The organism is Modestobacter sp. KNN46-3 (assembly GCF_011039295.1).
Map to the genome: position 1 here is coordinate 23,631 of NZ_JAAKGN010000023.1, position 19,997 is coordinate 43,627.

The window sequence follows — 19,997 nt, forward strand, 5'->3', positions numbered from 1 at the left end:
GGGCACCTATCGTGCTGCTCCATGCCGCAGAGCCCGCCGCTCAGCCCCGCGATGCTCACCGACCGCTACGAGCTGACCATGCTGGCCGCCGCCCTGGCCGACGGCACCGCCGACCGGGACTGCGTCTTCGAGGTCTTCGCCCGCCGGCTGCCGCACGGCCGGCGGTACGGGGTGCTCGCCGGGACCGGCCGGTTCCTGGAGGCGCTGGCCGACTTCCGCTTCGGGGACGCCGAGCTGGACGCGCTCCGACAGCAGGGCGTGGACGACCCACGACTGCTGGAGCACCTGGCCGGCTTCCGGTTCACCGGGGACGTCGACGGCTACGCCGAGGGCGACCTCTACTTCCCCGGCTCGCCGGTGCTCACCGTGCGGGCCCCGTTCGGCCAGGCCGTGCTGCTGGAGACCCTGGTCCTGTCGATGCTCAACCACGACAGCGCCATCGCCGCCGCCGGTGCCCGGATGGTCGGCGCCGCCTGTGGCCGCCCGTGCATCGAGATGGGCTCCCGGCGCACACACGAGGAGGCCGCCGTCGCCGCCGCGCGGGCCGCGGCCCTGGTCGGCTTCTCGGCCACGTCGAACCTGGCCGCCGGCGCCCGCTACGGCATCCCCACGACCGGCACCAGCGCCCACGCGTTCACCCTGCTGCACGACGACGAGGCGGCGGCGTTCCGCGCGCAGCTGGACACCCTGGGCGTCGGGACGACGCTGCTGGTCGACACCTACGACACCGAGCAGGGCATCCGGACGGCGGTCGAGGTGGCCGGCCCGGAACTCGGCGCCGTCCGCCTGGACTCCGGTGACCTCGCCATCGAGGCGACCCGCGCCCGCGAGCTGCTGGACTCCCTGGGCGCGACGGCCACCCGGGTCATCGTCACCAGCGACCTCGACGAGTACGCGATCGCCGCGCTGGCGGCCGCCCCGGTCGACGGCTACGGGGTGGGCACCTCACTGGTGACCGGCTCCGGCTCACCCACCGTCGGGATGGTCTACAAGCTCGTGGCCCGGGACGGGGTACCGGTGGCCAAGAACTCCGTGGGCAAGCGCTCGGTGGGCGGCCGCAAGCACGCCGTCCGGCGGCACGACGCCGCCGGGACGGCGACCGCCGAGGTGGTCAGCGCGGCACCGGTCCCCGCCCAGGAGCACGACCGCGACCTGATCCGGCCGCTGGTCCGCGGGGGCGAGCTCGTCGATCCCCGATCCCCCGCCGACTCGCTGGCCGCTGCCCGGGACCTGCACGTCCAGGCGCGCGGCGCCCTGCCGACCGAGGCGTGGTCGCTGTCCCGGGGCGAGCCGGCGATCGACACCGTCACCGGGTAGCCGAGGGCCCCGCCCCGGCGGAGGTCGTCGCCGGGGCAGGATGGGGTCATGACCCGTGCCCTGGTGATCGTGGACGTGCAGAACGACTTCTGCGAGGGCGGGAGCCTCGCCGTCGACGGCGGCACCGCCGTCGCCCGGGCGATCAGCGCCCACGCCGCCGCGACCGACTACGCGCACGTCGTCGCCACCCGGGACCACCACGTCGACCCGGGCGGTCACTTCGCCGAGCAGCCCGACTACCTGGAGACCTGGCCCGCGCACTGCGTCGTCGGCACGTCCGGGGTCGAGCTGCACTCCGACCTGGACCGGCGGCCGATCGAGGCGGTCTTCGACAAGGGCGAGTACGAAGCCGCCTACTCCGGCTTCGAGGGCTCCTTCGACGGGCAGCCGCTGGCCGACTGGCTGCGGGCCCACGGTGTCGACGCGATCGACGTCGTCGGCATCGCCACCGACCACTGCGTCCGGGCCACCGCGCTGGACGGGGTCGGCGCCGGGTTCGCCACCCGGGTGCTGCTGCACCTCACCGCCGGCGTCTCACCGGCCACCACCGAGGCGGCCCTGGAGCAGCTCCGCACCGCCGGCGTGGAGCTCAGCACATCGTCGTCCTGACGGTCGACACCGCGGTCAGCAGCCGTGCCCGACTCGCGTGGAGCCGCTGACTTCCGTTCAGCTGGCGTCCAGCACCTCGTCGCGGGTGAACCCGAGGACCTGGAGGACGGCGTCGAGGTAGGGCTGGTTCAACGCGGCGTGCGCCTGGTCGCGCACGAACGGCTTGGCGTTGAAGGCGATGCCCAGCCCGGCGGCGTTGAGCATGTCGAGGTCGTTGGCGCCGTCGCCCACCGCGACCGTCTGGTCCAGCGGGACGCCGTGCTGCGCGGCGAAGCGGGCCAGCGCCCGGGCCTTGCCCGCCCGGTCGACGACCTCGCCGACGAGCCCACCGGTGAGTCGGCCGTCGGCCACCTCGAGGGTGTTCGCGGCGGCGAAGTCCAGCCCGAGCTCGGCGGCGAGCGGGTCGGTGATCTGGGTGAACCCGCCGCTGACGATGCCGCAGCGGAACCCCAGCCGCTGCAGCGTGCGGATCAGGGTGCGGGCGCCCGGGGTGAGGACCAGGTGCGCGCGGACCTCGTCCAGCACGCCCACCGGCAGCCCTGCCAGCACCGCCACCCGCGCCCGGAGGGACTCCTCGAAGTCGAGTTCGCCGTTCATCGCCGCCGCGGTGATCCGGGCGACCTCGGCGGCCCGGCCGGCCCGGGCGGCCAGCTCGTCGATCACCTCGCCGCGTACCAGGGTCGAGTCGACGTCCAGCACGATCAGCCGCTTGCCGCGCCGGGCCAGCCCGACCTGCTCCACGGCGATGTCGGTGCCCGTCTCGGCGGCGACCGTGGCCAGCGCCGTCCGCAGCTCGGTGGACGCGGCACCCGAGACGGTCAGCTCGAAGCTGGTGACCGGGTAGTCCGACAGCCGGCGGATCGCCTCGATGTTGCCGCCCACCCCGGCGATGGCGCGCGCGGCGCCGGCGACCGCAGCGGGCGGGACGGGGCGGCCGAGCACGATGACGTGGTGGCGGGCGGTGCGCTCCTGCCGGGCGCTGCCGGCCGCGGTGGGCTGGACGCTCACCGCGACGCCGGTCCGGGACGCCACCTCGGCGACGGCGGCGCGCAGGCGGTCGGCCAGGGACCCGACGGACCCGCTCTCCGGGCTCCCGACGACGACGCCCAGCACCAGCTGGCCGTGCACCACGACCTGTTCGACGTCGAGGACCTCGACCGGGTGTGGGCCGACCTGGGCCAGCGCGGCGAACAGCGCCGCGGTCACCCCCGGCCGGTCGCTGCCGGTCACGGTCAGCAGGGCACCGTCGGACGTCGGCGGTGCAGCAGTCGGGTCGGTCGGCGCTGGGGCGGCGGCGCGGTCGGTCACGCCGTCATCGTGCCGGACCGGTGATCGCCCTCCGACCGCGCCCTGCCCGACGGTCCCCGGCCCCGGACGCACGGACGCCCCGCCAGCCGATCGGCTGACGGGGCGTCCGTGGTGGTCCCTCTCAGGGGGCCGTGCTCAGGTCGGGTCCTTGTCGTCGGCTCCCTGGCGGGCACCGCCGGTGAGACCGGCCTCGCTGGCGTAGGGCTGGTGCCCCTTGCCGGCGTGCGCCTCCATCTCCAGGCGGTCCCGCAGGTGCGGGTAGTGCAGCTCGAACGCGGGGCGCTCCGACCGGATCCGGGGGATCTCGACGAAGTTGTGCCGCGGCGGAGGCGACGAGGTCGCCCACTCCAGCGAGTTGCCGTGCCCCCAGGGGTCGTCGCGCAGCGCCAGCCGGCCGTGCTTCCACGACTTCACGACGTTGTAGACGAAGGGGATCACCGAGGCGCCGAGGATGAACGACCCGATGGTCGAGATCGTGTGCATCGTGGTGAAGGAGCCGCCGCCGTCGAGGGCGAGGTAGTCGGCGTACCGGCGCGGCATGCCCGCGTTGCCCAGCCAGTGCTGGATGAGGAACGTGGCGTGGAAGCCGATGAAGGTCAGCCAGAAGTGCAGCTTGCCGATCTTCTCGTCCATCATCCGGCCGCACATCTTCGGGAACCAGAAGTAGAGACCGGCGTAGGCGGCGAAGACCACGGTGCCGAAGACGACGTAGTGGAAGTGGGCCACGACGAAGTAGCTGTCGTTGACGTGCCAGTCCAGCGGCGGGCTGGCCAGCAGGACACCGGTCAGACCACCGAGCAGGAAGGTGATCAGGAAGCCGATCGAGAACAGCATCGGCGTCTCGAAGGTGATCTGGCCGCGCCACATGGTGCCGATCCAGTTGAAGAACTTGATCCCGGTGGGCACCGCGATCAGGTACGTCAGGAAGGCGAAGAACGGCAGCAGCACCGCGCCGGTGGCGAACATGTGGTGCGCCCAGACTGCCAGCGACAGGGCGGTGATCGCGATCAGCGCGAAGACCATGCCCTTGTAGCCGAACAGCGGCTTGCGGCTGAAGACCGGGATGACCTCGCTGATGATGCCGAAGAACGGCAACGCGATGATGTAGACCTCTGGATGCCCGAAGAACCAGAACAGGTGCTGCCACAGCATCGGCCCGCCGTTCTCCGGCGAGTAGACCTGCGCACCGAGGTGCCGGTCGGCCAGCAGCGCGAACAGCGCGGCGGTCAGGATCGGGAAGGCGAGCAGGATCAGGATGCTGGTGACCAGCGATGCCCAGGTGAAGATGGACATCCGGAACATCGTCAGGCCCGGCGCCCGCAGGCAGACGATCGTTGCGATGAAGTTGACGCCACCGAGGATCGTGCCCAGACCACTGACCGCCAGGCCGGTGATCCACAGGTCACCTCCGGCGCCCGGGCTGTGTGCGCCGGTCGACAGCGGGGTGTAGGCGTACCAGCCGAAGTCGGCGGCGCCACCGGGGGTCAGGAAGCCGGAGACGGCGATGGAGGAGCCGAAGAGGAACAGCCAGAAGGAGAAGGCGTTCAGCCGGGGGAAGGCGACGTCCGGCGCACCCAGCTGCAGCGGCATGATCAGGTTCGCGAAGGCGAAGAACATCGGCGTCGCGAAGAACAGCAGCATCACCGTGCCGTGCATGGTGACCAGCTGGTTGTACTGCTCGGGCGAGAGGAACTGAAGCTCGGGGCGGGCCAGCTCACCGCGCATCAGCAACGCCATGAAGCCACCGACGAAGAACCAGATGAACGACGCCGTCGTGTACATCAGGCCGATGGTCTTGTGGTCGGTGGTGCGCAGCAGACCGAGGAGCCGCGATCCCTTCTCGGCCTCGTGGGCCGGGCTCGGCCGGCTCACGATCGGGGCGGGTGCGATCGTCACGGTCGGAGCTTAGACCGTCACGTCACGGCCGACGCGGCGGGAGCAGGAGTCGGTGCGGCGCGTCCCGGGCCGCTCCCCCGGTGGCCCGGCCCGGCGCCGGCGGAAGTGCAGGTGGGCGCGGTACGCCAGCCGTCGGGCCACGCCCGGGCGCACGCCCGATGGGCGATGCGGCGGCTCGGGGAGTTTGGTCACGTCCGGGCGTGGGAATCGTTGATCTTGCGCTGGACGGACCAGCGCGAGACGGCTCGACCGTCGTGCACCGGAGGTCGCCCGTGGACATCGGTGGGATCCTCTTGACCGTCCTGATCGGCTTCGTCGCCGGTCTGATCGCCCGTGCCGTGGTCCCGGGCAAGCAGGACCTCGGCCTCGTCGCCACCCTCGTGCTCGGCCTCATCGGCTCGGTGGTGGGCAACCTCGTGTTCAGCCTCGTCCAGGGCGACGGGCTGGAGTTCGACCTCGGCGGCTGGTGGGCGTCGATCCTGGGCGCGATCCTCGTACTGGCGGTCTACGTGGCCGCCACCGGCAAGCAGCGTCGCGTCACCCGCTGACCCACCCGCCCCGCAGCGGGCACCAGCAGGCTCCCCGAGGGCCCGGCCGCAGGGCCGGGCCCTCGGCACGACCGGGACCTGGGCGGCTCCGGGCCCTGGCCGCGGCTGGACGTGCGCTCAGCCGCGCGTCCAGCTGCCGACGTCGACCGCCACCGTGACCGCGACCGGCTCCGGCAGCGTGGCCACCCGGGCGGCCAGCTCCCCCGCCGCGAGGTGCCGGGCGTGCGGGCCCATCCCGACGAGCGTGCGCACCGCGAGGTGGTCCAGCTCCAACACCGATCGATGGCCCGCCGTCCCGGCCGGGCGCAGGTGCGGCTCGAGCGTGGCGGCCAGCCGGTCGGCCTTGGCCGGGTCGACGTGCAGCAGCCCCAGCGGGCCGACGAGCTCGGCCAGGTGGTCGACGGCCGGGGTGACGACGACCAACCGGCCGTCCGGGGTCAGCACCCGGGCGGTCTCCGCGCCGTTGCGCGGGGCGAACACGACGAGCACCCGGTCGACGGACCCGTCCCGGACCGGCCAGCGGGCCCAGGAGTCGGCCACCACGGCGATCGCGCGGGGGTGGGCGCGGGCGGCCCGGCGGGCGGCGTAGCGGGAGGCGTCGAGCACCACCCCGACGGCGGCGGGTGCCCGGTCCAGCACGCCGGCGAGGTGCGCTCCGGTGCCGCCGCCCGAGTCGAGCAGCGTCCGCGGCGGCGGCCCGGCGAGGGCGGCGTCGGCCAGCGCCGCGGTGATGCCGGCGTAGTGGCCGGCGGCCAGGAAGTCCGCCCGGTCCCCCACCATGGCCGCGGAGTCACCCTCGTGCGGGCTGCCACCCGGTGGGAGGAGCGTGACGTGGCCCTGCCGCGCCCGGTCGAAGGCGTGCCCGGCGGTGCACCGGAGACCATCCCGGTCAGCGGCGAGCTGCTGGCCGCAGACCGGGCACGCGAGCAGGGCGACCGCGGCCGGTGGGAGCGGGGGCGGGCTCACCGGCGCGGCGGTCGCACGGGCAGCCGGTGCAGCACCACGTCCCGCAGCTGCCCGGCATCGGCCGTGGCCGTGAGGAACGTGGCGAACGGCTGGCGGCGCCGGTCGGTGGGCGACCCGGGGTTGAGCAGCCGCAGCCCGGTGGGCCCGGTCGTGTCCCAGGGGATGTGGCTGTGTCCGAACACCAGGACGTCGACGTCCGGGAAGGCGGCCGCGCAGCGCTGCTCCCGGCCCTTGGCGTCCCCGGTCTCGTGCACCACCGCGAACCGGACGCCGTCGAACTCGACCCGGACCACCTCCGGGAGCCGGTCCCGCAGCACCCCGTGGTCGTTGTTGCCGTACACCGCCACCAGCCGCCGCGACCGCCGCTCCAGCTCGTCGAGCAGGGCCACGTCCACCCAGTCGCCGGCGTGCACCACGACGTCCGCCGCCTCGATCTGCTGCCACAGCGGGTCGGGCAGGTCCCGGGCCCGCTTGGGCACGTGGGTGTCGGCGGTGATCACCAGGGAGACGGACACGGGGGCATCGTCCCAGCCCGCCCCGCTCCCTCAGTCGTGGACGGGCGCTTCGTGGTTCCGGTGCCCGGGCGACTCGAGCTGGAAGGTGCAGTGCTCCAGGTCGAAGTGGTCGCCCAGGCAGCTGCAGAGGGCATCGAGCACCCGGCCGCCGTGCCCGTCGGCCAGCGCCTCGTCACTGACGACGACGTGCGCGGAGAGCACCGGCAGACCCGAGGTGATGGTCCAGGCGTGCAGGTCGTGCACGTCCAAGACGCCGTGGACGCCGAGCACGTGGTCGCGCACCTGCTCCAGGTCGACTCCCTTGGGGGCCGCCTCGAGCAGCACGTCCAGCGCCTCCCGCAGCAGCGACCAGGCGCGGGGCAGGACCAGCGCGCCGACCGCGAGGGAGGCGACGACGTCGGCCCCGGTCCAGCCGGTCGTGGCGATGACGACGGCGGCGACGATCACGGCGACGGAGCCCAGCGCGTCACCGACCACCTCGAGGTAGGCGCCCCGGGTGTTCAGCGACTCGCGCTGGCCGGAGCGGAGCAGGGCGAGCGAGCCGACGTTGACCGCCAGCCCGACGAGGGCGACGCCGAGCATCCAGCCGGAGTCGATGTCGGGTGGGTCGCCGATCCGGCGGATCGCCTCGACCACGACGTACCCGCCGACGACGAGCAGGAGCAGACCGTTGCCGACGGCGGCGAGGACCTCCATGCGCTGCCAGCCGAAGGTGCGCCGGCCGTGGGCGGGGCGCTGGGCGAGGGTGACCGCACCGAGGGCCATGCCGATGCCGAGCGCGTCGGTGGCCATGTGGGCGGCGTCGGCGAGGAGGGCCAGTGAGCCCGAGATCAGCGCGCCGACCAGCTCCAGGACGAAGACCGAGCCGGTGAGGACCAGGACGACGGCCAGCCGGCCGCGGTGCCCGGCGGCCGTGGTGCCGGAGCCGTGCCCCGCACCGTGGTCGTGACCCATCGCCGTCCCCTCCGTCGCCCCGCGTTCTGACATGCACGATGCCGCATGTCAGCCAGGAACGCCAGGCCGGCCCCCTCGCAGGGGCGGGGGGACGACGAGGTCCTCGATCAGATGGCGACGCCGCGCTCGCGCAGCCACGGGAGAGGGTCGATCCGGGGCCCGTCGAGGCCGCCGGCGTGCACCTCGAAGTGCAGGTGCGGACCGGTGGACTGCCCCTCATTGCCGAGCAGTGCGATGGTGTCGCCCGCCCGCACGGTCTGCCCCTCCTCGACCAGGATCTCCTGCATGTGGCCGTAGACCGAGACGTCGCCGTTCGCGTGCTGGACGTAGACCGCCAGCCCGAAGCCACTGGCCGCGCCGGCGCGGAGGACGACGCCGTCCATCACCGCGTACTCGGGGGTGCCCAACGGCGCGGCGAAGTCGATGCCCGCGTGCAGCGTGCCCCAGCGCGAACCGAACTGGCTGGTGAGCCGCCCCTGCACGGGCAGCACGGCCTTGGGCCGGGCCGCCTCGGCGGCGGCCGCCGCGGCCGCCTCGGCCGCGACGCGGTCCGCCTCTGCCTGCACCTGGGCGGCGGCGGCCTCGGCGTCCTCGCGCTGGGCGCGGGTGGCGGCCAGCTCCTGCAGCCGGGCGGCGGCCTCCTCGCCGGTGAGCGCGGGCTGCTCCGCCTGGACCATGCCCAGCTCCTCGGCGACGCTGACCGGCTCGTCGGCCGCCGCCCGGGCGACCGGGGACGGCGCGCCGGCGGCGGTGAGCCCGAGCCCGACCACCCCGATGATCGCCGCGGCCACGAACAGCGCCGGCCGGCCGGACGGGAGCGTCAGCCGGCGGCGGGAGCTCGTCGCGACCTCGGCGGCCGGTGCGGCGGCTGCCGACAGCGGGGTGCCGGCCGGTCCGAGCGGCCAGGTGTCGACGAGCACCGGGTCGGCCCCCTCGACCGGGAGCGGCCACTGCTCCGCCGCGGCGACCGGCGAGGTGCCGGCCGAGACGGGGCAGGTGACCGACGCGGTGCGCGTCGAGGCGGCACCGAGGAGGCGGCGCGGACGACGGACGGCCCGGCGGAACGGCAGCACGGAGGCGAGCACCTCGGGGCGGTCGGACGGCGGGGTGGCGGCGGCGGACCCGCCAGCGGTGCCGGTCGAGAGCACCGTCCCCTCGTCGTCGAGCCGGGCGAGGTGTTGCGGGTCCATGCACCTGTCTTTCCGTCGGGGGCGATTCGGGCGGGGCCCATGTAAACACGACGTGATCGGTTCGTGATGTGGACGACCGGGTGAGCACACCCGGTCAAGTGGCGGAGGTCACAACACTTAGTGCCAAATGGGCACCCTCTGTCACGTCATCACTGCGCGCGGGTCAGGAATCGAACTCGCCGTGATGGGTAGGGGCGAGGAACGTCACGCCCCGGTGAACGGCCTGCTGCCCCGTCGCGGCCGTCCGGGGCACCCAGACCCGAGGAGCACCCCCATGCGCGCAGTGACCTGGCACGGCCGGGACGACGTCCGGGTGGACACCGTCCCGGACCCGGAGATCAAGGACCCCACCGACGTGATCGTCCAGGTGACCTCGAGCGGCATCTGCGGCTCGGACCTGCACCTGATCGAGGTCATGGCGCCGTTCATGACCGTCGGCGACGTGCTCGGCCACGAGCCGATGGGCATCGTCCGCGAGGTCGGTCCCGCGGTCACCGAACTCAAGGCAGGCGACCGGGTCGTCGTCCCGTTCAACATCTCCTGCGGCACCTGCTGGATGTGCGACCAGGGGCTGCAGAGCCAGTGCGAGACGACGCAGAACCGGGAGCAGGGCTTCGGCGCCTCCCTGTTCGGCTACACGAAGCTCTACGGCCAGGTGCCCGGCGGCCAGGCCGAGTACCTGCGGGTGCCCTTCGGCAACACCCTGCCGATCAAGGTCCCCGAGGGCCCGGCCGACGACCGCTTCGTCTACCTCTCCGACGTGCTGCCCACCGCCTGGCAGGCCGTGCAGTACGCCGGCGTCGTCCCCGGCGGGTCGGTGCTGGTCCTCGGCCTGGGCCCGATCGGCGACATGGCCACCCGGATCGCCAAGCACCTCGGTGCCGCCCAGGTCCTCGCGTCCGACACCGTGCCCGAGCGGCTGGCCCGGGCCCGCGCCAACGGGATCGACGTCCTGGACTCCACCGACCAGGCCGACGTCGTCGCCTGGGTGCGGGACAAGACCGACGGCCGCGGTCCGGACGCCGTCATCGACGCCGTCGGCATGGAGGCGCACGGCTCCCCCGGCGCGAAGTTCGCGCAGAAGGCCAGCGCCCTGGTGCCCGACGCCATCATGGAGAAGGTCATGACGGTGGTCGGCATCGACCGGATGGCCGCGCTCAACACCGCGATCGAGGCGGTGCGCCGCGGCGGCACCATCTCGCTGTCCGGCGTCTACGGCGGGGCGACCGACCCGATGCCGCTCATGCGGATGTTCGACAAGCAGATCGAGCTGCGGATGGGCCAGGCCAACGTGTGGCGCTGGGTGCCCGACATCCTGCCGCTGCTCACCGACGCCGACCCGCTCGGCGTCGACGACTTCGCCACCCACCACGTGCCGCTGGAGCAGGCGTCGCAGGCCTACGAGACCTTCCGGCAGAAGCAGGACGGCGCCGTGAAGGTGCTGCTCCAGCCCTGATCCACCCCGCTCCGGCCGACGGGCCGCGCACCGGTCCAGCACCGGTGCGCGGCCCGTCGCACGCGGCCGGGTGGGACGACGTGACCAGTCTCATGCCCGGCGCAGGCACGGTCCGGGGCCTTCCTGCCCTTGGCTGGAGGAGGCCCCGACGTCCGGGCCGCCTCTCCGCAGTACACCGAGGAGCCCCGCCTTGCCCCGCGCCCTGATCGCGCTCGCCATCGGTGCCTTCGGCATCGGCACCACCGAGTTCGTGGTGATGGGGATGCTGCCCCAGATCGCCGAGGGGCTGGACGTCTCGGTCTCCGCCGTCGGGCTGCTCATCTCCGCCTACGCCATCGGCGTGGTGATCGGCGCCCCGACGCTGACCGCCCTCGGGGTGCGCTTCACCCCGCGACAGACGCTGGTCGCGCTGATGGTGCTGTTCACGGTCGGCAACCTGCTGTCCGCGCTGGCCCCCGACTACGGCACGCTCGTGGCCGCCCGGGTGTTCGCCGCGCTGGCGCACGGGTCGTTCTTCGGCGTGGGGGCGGTGGCCGCCCGCCGGCTGGTGCCGAAGGAGAAGGCCACCCAGGCGATCTCCCTGATGATCACCGGGCTGACGCTGGCCAACGTCGTGGGCGTGCCGCTGGGCACGTTCGTCGCCCAGCAGCTGAGCTGGCGGGTGGTCTTCGCCGGGGTCGCCGTCATCGGTCTGGTCACCATCGCCGGGCTGCTCGCCTGGATGCCCGGCGTCGCCGGTGAGCCCACCGACCTGCGCAGCGAGCTGGGCGCCTTCCGCCGGCCCGGCGTGTGGCTGGTGCTCGGGCTGACGATGGTCGGGTTCGCCGCACTGTTCGCCGTCTACAGCTACGTCAGCCCGATCCTCACCGAGCTCACCGGCCTGTCCGAGGGCTGGGTCACCCCGGTGCTGGCGCTCTTCGGCGTGGGCACCACCGTCGGCACGCTGATCGGCGGCCGGCTCGGTGACCGGTGGGGGCTCTCCTTCGTCGCCGTCGGCCTGGTCGCCACCGCCGCTGCGCTCGCCCTCTTCGCGCTCGTCGCCGACATCGCGGTGCTCGCCGTCCCGGTGCTCGTGCTCTTCGGGACGCTGGCCTTCGCGCTCGGCCCGGTGGTGCAGAACCGGGTCATCGAGGCCGCCCGGGTCCCCGGCGGGAGCCTGGTGTCCGCGGCGAACCAGGCCGCGTTCAACGTGGCGAACGCGCTGGGTGCTGCGCTCGGGGCCGGCGTGCTGTCGGCCGGGCTGGGCTACACCGCCCCGATCTGGGTGGGCGCCGGCCTGGCACTCGCCGGCACCGGGATCGCGGTGGTGGCGGTGCGGGGCGACCGCGCGGACCGGGCCGCGCTGGCCGCGGAGGCCCGGGTCGCCGAGGGCGCCGCACGGGTGGACGCCGACGTCGCCGTCTGGCAGCGGGTCCTCTCCCCCATCGCCGTCCCCGAGGTCCCGTTCGTCATCCGCTGACGGTGTGGCACCCCCGCCTCCCGGGGTAGCCCGGCGGGCATGACGACGACGGCGGAGCAGTCCGGCCAGTTCCCCCTCGGTGACCGCGCCGTGCACCGCATCGGCTACGGCGCCATGCAGCTCGCCGGCCCGCACGTGATGGGCCCACCTGCCGACCGGGACGCCGCGGTGGCGGTGCTGCGCCGCGCGGTCGAGCTCGGCGTCGACCACATCGACACCAGCGACTACTACGGCCCGCACGTCACCAACGAGGTCATCCGCGAGGCGCTGCACCCCTACCCGGAGCAGCTCACGATCGTCACCAAGGTCGGGGCCCGGCGCACGGCGGCGGGCGAGTGGCCCGAGGCGCTGGGTGCCGACGAGTTGCGGCAGGCGGTGCACGACAACCTCGACCACCTGGGGCTCGACGTCCTGGACGTGGTCAACCTGCGGATGCCCGGGTTCGCCGAGCCGGTGCAGCGCTCGCTGGCCGAGCCGATGGAGGCCCTCGCCCAGCTCCAGCAGGAGGGGCTGGTCCGGCACCTCGGGGTCAGCAACGTGACGCCGCAGATGCTGGCCGAGGCCCGCGGCATAGCCCCGGTGGTGTGCGTGCAGAACCACTACAACCTGGTGCACCGGGCCGACGACCCGCTGGTCGACGCGCTGGCCCGGGACGGCATCGCCTACGTGCCCTTCTTCCCGCTGGGCGGCTTCTCGCCGCTGCAGTCGGCGGCGCTGGACACGGTGGCCCGCCGGCTCGAGACCACCCCGATGCAGGTGGCGCTGACCTGGCTGCTGGCCCGCTCCCCCAACCTGCTGCTCATCCCGGGCACCTCGTCGGTCGCCCACCTGGAGGAGAACCTCGAGGCGGCGGCCCGGCAGCTCGGACCCGAGGAGCTGACCGAACTGGACCGGATCGGCGGCGACGGCACCCTCGACCCCGACCTCTGAGCTCAGCGGGCGCGCTGGACCCGGCCCTCGTCGAACACCGGCTCGGGGACCTCGCGCACGTGCCCGTCGGCGCCGAAGAGCAGGAAGCGGTCGAAGGTGCGGGCGAACCAGCGGTCGTGGGTCACCGCGACCACCGTGCCGTCGAAGGCGTCCAGCGCCTCCTCCAGCGACTCGGCCGACAGCACGTCGAGGTTGTCGGTCGGCTCGTCGAGCAACAGCAGGGTGGCGCCGGAGAGCTCGAGCAGGAGCACCTGGAACCGCGCCTGCTGACCACCGGAGAGCGACCGGAACAGCTGGTCACCGGAGGGGGCCAGCCCGTACCGGCGCAGCGCCGCCATGGCCCGCCCGCGGTCGACGCCCGGCCGCCCGGGCTCGCCGTGCCAGAGCAGGTCGACCAGGGTGCGGTCCAGCCACTCGGGATGGGCGTGGGTCTGGGCGAAGAACCCGGGGACGACGCGCGCCCCGAGCCGCCACTCGCCGGTGTGCGCGACGTCCTGGCCGGCCAGCAGCCGCAAGAAGTGCGACTTGCCGGCCCCGTTGGAGCCCAGGACGGCGACCCGGTCGCCGTACTCGACCTCCACGTCGAAGGGGCGCATCAGGCCGGAGAGCTCGAGCTGCTCGGCCATCACCACCCGCACCCCCGTGCGGCCGCCACGCAGCCGCATGGTCACGTGCTGGTCCGGTGGCCGCTCCGGCGGTGGCCCGGCGGCCTCGTACTTGGCCAGCCGGGTCTGCATGGCGTGGTAGCGGGCGGCCATGTCCGGGGAGTTCTTCGCCTGCTGCTGCAGCGTGCGCACCAGGTCGACCAGTCGCTCGTGCTCCTCGTCCCAGCGCTTGCGCAGCTCCGCCATCCGGTCGTGCCGGGCGGTGCGTGCCGCGGGGTAGCTCGCCCAGTTGCCGCCGTGCACCCACGCCGTCCCGCCCTCGACGGTGACCACCCGGTCGGCGACCCGGGCCAGCAGCTCCCGGTCGTGGCTGACGAACAGCACCGTCTTGCGGGTCTCGATCAGCCGATCCTCCAGCCACCGCTTCCCGGGGACGTCGAGGTAGTTGTCCGGCTCGTCGAGCAGCAGCACCTGGTCGGGGCCGCGGAGCAGGCACTCCAGGGCCAGCCGCTTCTGCTCGCCGCCGGAGAGGGTGTTCAGCTCGCGGTACTTGCAGCCGTCGTAGGGCACGCCCAGCGCGGCGACCGTGACGGTGTCCCAGGTGACCTCGACGTCGTAACCGCCGACGTCGCCCCAGTGGGCCAGCGCGTTGGCGTAGGCCATCTGGGTGGGCTCGTCGTCGTCCTCCATCATCCGCAGCTCGGCGGTCTCGACGGCGTCCCAGGCCTCCCGGACGGCGGGCGGCGCGAGGTCGACGAGGAACCGCTGGACGGTGGTGTCGTCGCGCACCGAGCCGATGAACTGGCGCATGATGCCCAGCCCGCCGATCAGCGCCACCGAGCCGGCATCCGGTGTCAGGTCGCCGCTGATGATCCGCAGCATGGTGGTCTTGCCGGCGCCGTTCTCCCCGACCAGCGCGGCGCAGGCGCCCTCCCCGACACGGAAGGCGACGTCGTCGAGGAGCACCCGCCCGTCCGGCAGGGTGAACCGGATCCCCGTGACGTCGACGTAGCCCATGACCCCATCATCCGCCGACGGGGCCACCCGTTCCTCGGCCGGTCAGTCCACCGGTGCCCGGAGGTCAGTCCACCGGTGCCCGGAGGTCAGTCCACCGGTGCCCGGAGGCGATGCCGGGCGAGCCGTTCGACCAGCTCGGGCAGAGCCCCGGCCGGGGAACCGCTGAGCTGCTGCCGGCACTCGAGCACCACCGGCCGTACCACCTGCGGTCGCTGCCCGAGCTCCTCGGACAGCCGACGCACGGCCAGGTCGACGGATCGGTCGACGGATCGGTCGACGAACGGGATGGTCTGGACGGTCTGCAGCACGGCCAACGGCATGCGTGCCCTCCGGTGCTCGTACCCCGCGTGCCGTCTGCCGGCACGTCCCCCGGGGTCCTGCTGCACGCCACGCTGCCCGGTCCCGGCCGCGACCGCAAGGGACCTAGGGCCCCGTTCCCCCCGCTGTCCCGACCCGGCAGCATCGGGACCGGACCCGCATCCCGGAGGTGGCCGTGTTCTTCCGTGACCGCGCCGATGCCGGCGACCACCTGGCACGCCCGCTGGACCACCTGCGAGCGGCCGGGCCCGTGGTGCTGGGGCTGCCGAGGGGCGGCGTGCCGGTGGCCGTCCCGGTCGCCGCCGCGCTGGCCGCACCGCTGGACGTCCTCGTCGTGCGCAAGCTCGGGGTGCCGGGCCAGCCCGAGCTCGCGATGGGCGCGGTCGGCGAGGGCGGGGTGGTGGTGCTCGAGGAGCGGGTGCTCCGGGTGGCCCGGGTGGTCGACGCCGACCTCGCCCGCGTCCGGGACGACCAGCAGGCAGAGGTCGACCGGCGGGTCCGGCTCTTCCGCGAGGTGCGGCCGCGGGTGCCGCTGGCCGGCCGCACCGTCGTGCTGGTGGACGACGGCATCGCCACCGGCTCGACCGCCCGCGCCGCCTGCGCCGTCGCCCGGGCCCAGGGCGCCGCGCGCGTGGTGCTCGCCGTCCCGGTCTGCTCCCCGGACGCGGTGCCGGCCCTGACCGCGGCGACCGACGAGCTGGTGGTGCTCAGCAGCCCGCCGGGCTTCCGCTCGGTCGGCCAGGCCTACGCCGACTTCCGCGCCACCGAGGACGACGAGGTCCTCGACCTCCTCCGCCGCGCCGCTCAGCCGCCGGTGTAGTCGTTGTCCCCACGGGCGGTGCTGGCCACCGCGTCGCGCACCAGCTGGTCCAGCGCCACCGTGTCCACCCGGTCCAGGGACGTGAACCGGATGCAGCTCTTGCCGCAGGACACCTTCCCCAGCTGCGCGGCCCGCGACTCGGCCAGGTAGGCGCCGTCCACGACGGCCGACACGTACAGCGAGAGGTGCCGCTTCTGCGCGGCCAGCGCGATCAACGGCCACATCGTCGTCTCCGTCGCCGATCGCGGCCGGTAGGGCATCAGGCCGTACCCGAGCACCTGCCCGCGGCCCATCGGCACGAGCTGCCGGTCGATGCCGGGTGCGGCGGCCAGGACCAGTGCGTCGGTGGCTCGCAGGTCGGCCTCCCGGGTGCCGGCGGCGGCGAACCAGGCGTCGATGTCCGGTCCGCCGTCCATCAGAAGGCGCCGCTGAAGAGCACCGCGCCGGCGGCCAGCAGCATCGCCGCCACGATGATCCCGGCGACCAGCCGCTGCCGGCGGCGCCCGTCCGGGCCGAGATTGCCCATCCCCATCATGAGGGCACGGTACGACGTCGGCCGGGGGCGGTCGACGCCTCCGGATGACGTGGCCGTGGGCGTGCTGCAGGGTGGGGCGGTGCCTGTCTGCGAGACCCTCCGGCTGGTGCCGTTCGAGCCCGAGTTCCTGCTGCCGGTGCTGCCCTGGTTCGACCACCCGGTGGTGCAGCGCCAGCTGGGCGGCCGCAGCTGGCCCGAACGGGAGCTGGCCCTGCGCACCGCCGCCCGGGGCGAGGAGTTCCGCGGCCGGACCGTGCTGCGGGCCCGCTCGTTCGTCGCGCTGGCCGCCGACGGCGCCCCGGTCGCGCTGATCGGCGGCGACGTCTACGACCGGTGGACGCAGTGGGACCCGGCCACCGAGCAGGTGGTCGCCACCGACGAGCGCCGCACGATGGGCGCCGCCTACGTGGTCGACCCGGCCCGCTGGCGCCGCGGGTACGGGACGGCGACGCTCCGCGCCCTCGTCTCGACCGACGCGCTCGCCGACGTCGAGCAGTTCGTGCTCGGTGTCGAACCGGACAACACCGCCAGCCTGCGGACGGCGGAGGCGGTCGGGTTCGGTCCGCTGACCACCGAGCCCGACGCCGAGGGCCTGGTGTACCTGCGCCGGGCGCGCTGACCCCAGGACTGTCGGCCCGGGCTGCCAGGGTGTCGGCATGACGGTGGACCTGGCCGGGCTGCGGATGGCGGCACAACGGCTGATCGGGCCGCGGTGCCCGACCCCGGCCGAGGCGGTGCGCTGGTCGACCGCCGTCCAGGGGCAGGACCTGCCCGGTGCGCTGACCTCGGTCGCGCTGCGCACCGCCGGCGGCACCCGGGCGGCGGTCACCGCCGCGCTGGACGCCGGCGAGGTGGTCCGGTCCTGGCCGATGCGCGGCACGCTGCACCTGACCGCCGCCGAGGACCTGCCCTGGATGCTGGCGCTGCTCGGGCCGCGCGCCCTCGCCGGGGTGGAGAAGCGACGCGCCGTCGTCGGGATCACCGAGGCAGAGCTGGAGCGGGCCCGGGAGCTGGCGATCAGCGCCCTGACCGGCGGTGGCCGGCTCGGCCGGGCCGACCTGCTGGCGGTGATCGCCGCCGGTGGGGTGTCCACCCAGGGTCAGCGCGGCTACCACCTGCTCTGGTACCTCGCCCAGACCGGGACGCTCGTGCTGGGGCCCACGGCCGGGAGCGACCAGCAGTTCGTGCTGCTCGAGGAGTGGATCACCTCCCCCCGCCACCTCGGGCGTGAGGAGGCCCTCGGCGAGCTGGCGCTGCGCTTCTTCGCCTCGCACGGCCCCGCGACCGTCAAGGACCTGGTGCGCTGGGCAGGCGTGCTGGTCCGCGACGTCAAGGCGGGGCTGGCGATCGCCGCACCCCGGCTGGAGCGGCTCGTCGTCGACGGCACCGAGCACTGGCTCGACCCGGCGACCCCCGACCGGCTCGCCGCCGCCCGCGCCGAGGCCGAGGGCGTGCACCTGCTGCCCGGCTTCGACGAGCTGGTGCTCGGCTACGCCGACCGCAGCTGCACCGTGCCGACGGAGTTCGCCGACCGGATCGTGCCCGGCGGCAACGGCATGTTCCGGGCCACCGCGCTGCACCGGGGTGTGGTCGTGGGCGTCTGGCGGACGGGGCGGGGCGCGGGCCGGCCGATCGAGCTGGAGCCGTTCACCGAGCTGCCCCCGGGCGTGCTGGCCGCCGTGCAGGAGCGGTACGCCGCCCTGCCCTGAGCACGTCGGCCCGGAGGTTGGGCAGGGCGGCGCCGGGGGAAGGGACGGGCCATGGAGTACACGCGTCTGGGCAGCACCGGCCTGCAGGTGTCCCGCCTCTGTCTCGGGATGATGAGCTTCGGCGACCCCGCCCGCGGCGGTCATCCGTGGAGCCTGCCCGAGGAGGAGAGCCGGGCCGTCATCGAGAAGGCGCTGGCCGCCGGGATCACCTTCTTCGACACCGCGAACGTCTACTCGGCCGGCTCCAGCGAGGAGATCACCGGCCGTGCGATCCGCGACTTCGCCGACCGGGAGGACGTCGTCCTGGCCACGAAGGTGCACGGCCGGATGCGGCCCGGGCCGAACGGCGCGGGGCTGTCCCGCAAGGCGATCCTGGCCGAGCTCGACGCGAGCCTCCGGCGGCTGGGCACCGACTACGTGGACCTGTACCAGATCCACCGCTGGGACCCGGGCACGCCGATCGAGGAGACGCTGGAGGCCCTGGACTCCGCGGTGCGATCGGGCAAGGTGCGCTACCTGGGCGCCTCGAGCATGTGGGCCTGGCAGTTCAGCAAGGCCCTGCACGTGGCCGGCGAGCACGGCTGGCACCGCTTCGTCTCCATGCAGGACCACTACAACCTGCTCAACCGGGAGGAGGAGCGGGAGATGCTGCCGCTCTGCGCCGACGAGGGCATCGGGGTGATCCCGTGGAGCCCGCTGGCCCGCGGCCGGCTCACCCGCGAGTGGGACTCCCAGACCAACCGGTCGGAGACCGACGAGTTCGGCAGCAGGCTGTACAACGACGAGGACCGGGTGGTCGTCGAGCGGGTGGCCGAGGTCGCCGGAGCCCGTGGGGTCCCGCGTGCGCAGGTGGCGCTGGCCTGGGTGCTCAGCAAGCCCGTGGTGACCGCGCCGATCGTCGGTGTCACCAAGGACCGGCACCTGGACGACGCGGTGGCCGCGGTGGAGCTGCAGCTGACGGCGGAGGAGGTCGCCCGGCTCGAGGAGCCCTACACCCCGCACGCGGTGGTCGGCTTCTCCTGACCCCGCCGCTCAGTCTTCCGGCTCGTCAGTCCTTGGGCTCGACCAGGACGATCGGGATCTTCCGATCGGTCTTGCGCTGGTAGTCCGCGTAGTCGCGGTAGGCGGCGACCGCGCGCTCCCACCACCGGGCGTACTCGTCGCCGTCGATCTCGCGCGCCACCCCGTCCCAGACGTGCTCACCGTCCTGGACGGTGACCTCGTCGGGGTGGGCCTTGAGGTTGAAGTACCAGGTCGGGTGCTTCGGCGCGCCGCCCTGCGAGGCGACCATCGCGTACACCCCGTCGTGCTCGACCTTCATCAACGGGTTCTTGCGGACCTTGCCGCTCTTGGCGCCCCGGGTGGTGAAGACGACGACCGGCTCGGTGCGGCCGGGCAGGGTGTTGCCCTCCCTGCCGCCGGTGCGCTCGTACACCTCCACCTGGTCGCGGACCCACTTCTCCGGACTCGGCTCGTACTCACCTTCGACGGGCATGACCCGACCCTAGGTCCCGGCACCGACCGACCGCACGGCATCGGCGTGCGCAGCGGTCCCGCCCCGGGCAGAGTGCTGCGAGCGGACCCCACCGGTGTCCCGTCCCCGACCAGGAGGTCGTCGCTCGATGAGGTTCCGTGAAGGTGCCCGGCTGGACACCTCCGGCGTCCAGGACCGCCGTGGCCGGGGTGGCGGTGGTCGGCCCGGGGGCCGGGGGCTGGCCGTCGGCCTGCAGCTCCAGGCGCACGGTGCCGCTGGCCGGTCCGGTCTCGCCCGGGGTGACCAGCCGGCTGGTGCCCAGCAGGTGCTGCACGTGGTGGCCGTACTCGTGGGCCAGCACGTAGGCGTTG

General features: G+C 74.0%; 21 protein-coding genes. 10 read left to right on the forward strand and 11 right to left on the reverse strand.

The window, feature by feature from the left end:
* Window positions 1-21: 21 nt before the first annotated feature.
* Entirely contained in the window at window positions 22-1,317 is a 1,296-nt protein-coding gene (locus tag G5C62_RS07785) for a nicotinate phosphoribosyltransferase (protein ID WP_164700555.1), read from the forward strand.
* Window positions 1,318-1,365: 48 nt separating this feature from the next.
* Window positions 1,366-1,926 (forward strand): isochorismatase family protein, encoded by a 561-nt coding sequence (locus G5C62_RS07790; protein ID WP_036333433.1) that lies wholly within the window; start codon window positions 1,366-1,368, stop codon window positions 1,924-1,926.
* 57 nt (window positions 1,927-1,983) lie between these two features.
* On the opposite strand, the gene serB is transcribed toward G5C62_RS07790, so the two are convergent.
* Complete coding sequence (serB, locus tag G5C62_RS07795) at window positions 1,984-3,234, reverse strand: phosphoserine phosphatase SerB (RefSeq protein ID WP_164700554.1); 1,251 nt, start codon at window positions 3,232-3,234, stop codon at window positions 1,984-1,986.
* 135 nt (window positions 3,235-3,369) lie between these two features.
* Window positions 3,370-5,130 (reverse strand): cytochrome c oxidase subunit I, encoded by a 1,761-nt coding sequence (gene ctaD, locus G5C62_RS07800; protein ID WP_164700553.1) that lies wholly within the window; start codon window positions 5,128-5,130, stop codon window positions 3,370-3,372.
* 272 nt (window positions 5,131-5,402) lie between these two features.
* Between ctaD and G5C62_RS07805 the strand changes: the two genes are divergently transcribed.
* Entirely contained in the window at window positions 5,403-5,678 is a 276-nt protein-coding gene (locus tag G5C62_RS07805) for a GlsB/YeaQ/YmgE family stress response membrane protein (RefSeq protein WP_241175772.1), read from the forward strand.
* Between the two features lie 117 nt (window positions 5,679-5,795).
* On the opposite strand, the gene G5C62_RS07810 is transcribed toward G5C62_RS07805, so the two are convergent.
* The 4 genes from G5C62_RS07810 to G5C62_RS07825 form a co-directional block, all read right to left on the reverse strand.
* Window positions 5,796-6,644, reverse strand: a complete 849-nt coding sequence (locus G5C62_RS07810; protein WP_241175771.1) for a putative RNA methyltransferase — start codon at window positions 6,642-6,644, stop codon at window positions 5,796-5,798.
* Window positions 6,641-7,159: a metallophosphoesterase gene (locus G5C62_RS07815; RefSeq protein WP_164700551.1), complete on the reverse strand. Its 519-nt coding sequence runs from the start codon at window positions 7,157-7,159 to the stop codon at window positions 6,641-6,643. The genes G5C62_RS07810 and G5C62_RS07815 overlap by 4 nt, the downstream gene beginning before the upstream one ends.
* A 30-nt stretch (window positions 7,160-7,189) precedes the next feature.
* Complete coding sequence (locus G5C62_RS07820; protein ID WP_164700550.1) at window positions 7,190-8,113, reverse strand: cation diffusion facilitator family transporter; 924 nt, start codon at window positions 8,111-8,113, stop codon at window positions 7,190-7,192.
* 107 nt (window positions 8,114-8,220) lie between these two features.
* Entirely contained in the window at window positions 8,221-9,303 is a 1,083-nt protein-coding gene (locus G5C62_RS07825) for a M23 family metallopeptidase (RefSeq protein WP_206330519.1), read from the reverse strand.
* Window positions 9,304-9,577: 274 nt separating this feature from the next.
* Between G5C62_RS07825 and G5C62_RS07830 the strand changes: the two genes are divergently transcribed.
* From G5C62_RS07830 to G5C62_RS07840, 3 genes are all read left to right on the forward strand, one after another.
* On the forward strand, window positions 9,578-10,759 hold the full coding sequence (locus G5C62_RS07830; protein ID WP_164700549.1) for a zinc-dependent alcohol dehydrogenase: 1,182 nt from the start codon (window positions 9,578-9,580) through the stop codon (window positions 10,757-10,759).
* Window positions 10,760-10,949: 190 nt separating this feature from the next.
* Window positions 10,950-12,218 carry an MFS transporter gene (locus tag G5C62_RS07835; protein ID WP_164700548.1) on the forward strand — a complete coding sequence of 423 codons (1,269 nt, stop codon included), beginning with the start codon at window positions 10,950-10,952 and terminating at the stop codon, window positions 12,216-12,218.
* Window positions 12,219-12,257: 39 nt separating this feature from the next.
* Window positions 12,258-13,148 (forward strand): oxidoreductase, encoded by an 891-nt coding sequence (locus G5C62_RS07840; protein WP_164700547.1) that lies wholly within the window; start codon window positions 12,258-12,260, stop codon window positions 13,146-13,148.
* A gap of 2 nt (window positions 13,149-13,150) precedes the next feature.
* On the opposite strand, the gene G5C62_RS07845 is transcribed toward G5C62_RS07840, so the two are convergent.
* Both G5C62_RS07845 and G5C62_RS07850 read right to left on the reverse strand, forming a co-directional pair.
* Window positions 13,151-14,770 carry an ABC-F family ATP-binding cassette domain-containing protein gene (locus G5C62_RS07845; protein WP_164700546.1) on the reverse strand — a complete coding sequence of 540 codons (1,620 nt, stop codon included), beginning with the start codon at window positions 14,768-14,770 and terminating at the stop codon, window positions 13,151-13,153.
* 86 nt (window positions 14,771-14,856) lie between these two features.
* A complete protein-coding gene (locus G5C62_RS07850) occupies window positions 14,857-15,090 on the reverse strand; it encodes a hypothetical protein (RefSeq protein WP_164700545.1) in 234 nt (77 codons plus the stop codon).
* A 173-nt stretch (window positions 15,091-15,263) separates the two neighbouring features.
* Between G5C62_RS07850 and G5C62_RS07855 the strand changes: the two genes are divergently transcribed.
* Window positions 15,264-15,908 carry a phosphoribosyltransferase gene (locus G5C62_RS07855; RefSeq protein ID WP_164700558.1) on the forward strand — a complete coding sequence of 215 codons (645 nt, stop codon included), beginning with the start codon at window positions 15,264-15,266 and terminating at the stop codon, window positions 15,906-15,908.
* On the opposite strand, the gene G5C62_RS07860 is transcribed toward G5C62_RS07855, so the two are convergent.
* Window positions 15,893-16,324 (reverse strand): DUF1801 domain-containing protein, encoded by a 432-nt coding sequence (locus G5C62_RS07860; protein ID WP_164700544.1) that lies wholly within the window; start codon window positions 16,322-16,324, stop codon window positions 15,893-15,895. The genes G5C62_RS07855 and G5C62_RS07860 overlap by 16 nt on opposite strands.
* 117 nt (window positions 16,325-16,441) lie before the next feature.
* Here G5C62_RS07860 and G5C62_RS07865 point away from each other — a divergent pair, with 117 nt between their 5' ends.
* The 3 genes from G5C62_RS07865 to G5C62_RS07875 are packed head-to-tail and all read left to right on the forward strand — an operon-like array spanning window position 16,442 to window position 19,175.
* Window positions 16,442-17,062, forward strand: a complete 621-nt coding sequence (locus G5C62_RS07865) for a GNAT family N-acetyltransferase (RefSeq protein WP_164700543.1) — start codon at window positions 16,442-16,444, stop codon at window positions 17,060-17,062.
* Between the two features lie 37 nt (window positions 17,063-17,099).
* Window positions 17,100-18,152, forward strand: coding sequence for a winged helix DNA-binding domain-containing protein (locus G5C62_RS07870; protein ID WP_164700542.1), 1,053 nt, complete (start codon window positions 17,100-17,102; stop codon window positions 18,150-18,152).
* A 51-nt stretch (window positions 18,153-18,203) separates the two neighbouring features.
* On the forward strand, window positions 18,204-19,175 hold the full coding sequence (locus G5C62_RS07875; RefSeq protein WP_164700541.1) for an aldo/keto reductase: 972 nt from the start codon (window positions 18,204-18,206) through the stop codon (window positions 19,173-19,175).
* Window positions 19,176-19,200: 25 nt separating this feature from the next.
* On the opposite strand, the gene G5C62_RS07880 is transcribed toward G5C62_RS07875, so the two are convergent.
* Both G5C62_RS07880 and G5C62_RS27980 read right to left on the reverse strand, forming a co-directional pair.
* Entirely contained in the window at window positions 19,201-19,647 is a 447-nt protein-coding gene (locus tag G5C62_RS07880; protein WP_164700540.1) for a nitroreductase family deazaflavin-dependent oxidoreductase, read from the reverse strand.
* Window positions 19,631-19,987 carry a hypothetical protein gene (locus G5C62_RS27980; protein WP_346774116.1) on the reverse strand — a complete coding sequence of 119 codons (357 nt, stop codon included), beginning with the start codon at window positions 19,985-19,987 and terminating at the stop codon, window positions 19,631-19,633. Before G5C62_RS27980 ends, G5C62_RS07880 begins: the two co-directional genes overlap by 17 nt.
* Window positions 19,988-19,997: the final 10 nt, after the last annotated feature.

Coding starts and splice junctions, on each gene's coding strand:
- G5C62_RS07840 (WP_164700547.1), top strand. CDS start 12,258: ATGACGACGACGGCGGAGCAGTCCGGCCAGTTCCCCCTCGGTGACCGC.
- G5C62_RS07860 (WP_164700544.1), bottom strand. CDS start 16,324: ATGGACGGCGGACCGGACATCGACGCCTGGTTCGCCGCCGCCGGCACC.
- G5C62_RS07830 (WP_164700549.1), top strand. CDS start 9,578: ATGCGCGCAGTGACCTGGCACGGCCGGGACGACGTCCGGGTGGACACC.
- G5C62_RS07845 (WP_164700546.1), bottom strand. CDS start 14,770: ATGGGCTACGTCGACGTCACGGGGATCCGGTTCACCCTGCCGGACGGG.
- G5C62_RS07870 (WP_164700542.1), top strand. CDS start 17,100: ATGACGGTGGACCTGGCCGGGCTGCGGATGGCGGCACAACGGCTGATC.
- G5C62_RS07875 (WP_164700541.1), top strand. CDS start 18,204: ATGGAGTACACGCGTCTGGGCAGCACCGGCCTGCAGGTGTCCCGCCTC.
- G5C62_RS07880 (WP_164700540.1), bottom strand. CDS start 19,647: ATGCCCGTCGAAGGTGAGTACGAGCCGAGTCCGGAGAAGTGGGTCCGC.
- G5C62_RS07865 (WP_164700543.1), top strand. CDS start 16,442: ATGAGGGCACGGTACGACGTCGGCCGGGGGCGGTCGACGCCTCCGGAT.
- G5C62_RS07820 (WP_164700550.1), bottom strand. CDS start 8,113: ATGGGTCACGACCACGGTGCGGGGCACGGCTCCGGCACCACGGCCGCC.
- G5C62_RS07825 (WP_206330519.1), bottom strand. CDS start 9,303: ATGGACCCGCAACACCTCGCCCGGCTCGACGACGAGGGGACGGTGCTC.
- G5C62_RS07850 (WP_164700545.1), bottom strand. CDS start 15,090: ATGCCGTTGGCCGTGCTGCAGACCGTCCAGACCATCCCGTTCGTCGAC.
- G5C62_RS07790 (WP_036333433.1), top strand. CDS start 1,366: ATGACCCGTGCCCTGGTGATCGTGGACGTGCAGAACGACTTCTGCGAG.
- G5C62_RS07785 (WP_164700555.1), top strand. CDS start 22: ATGCCGCAGAGCCCGCCGCTCAGCCCCGCGATGCTCACCGACCGCTAC.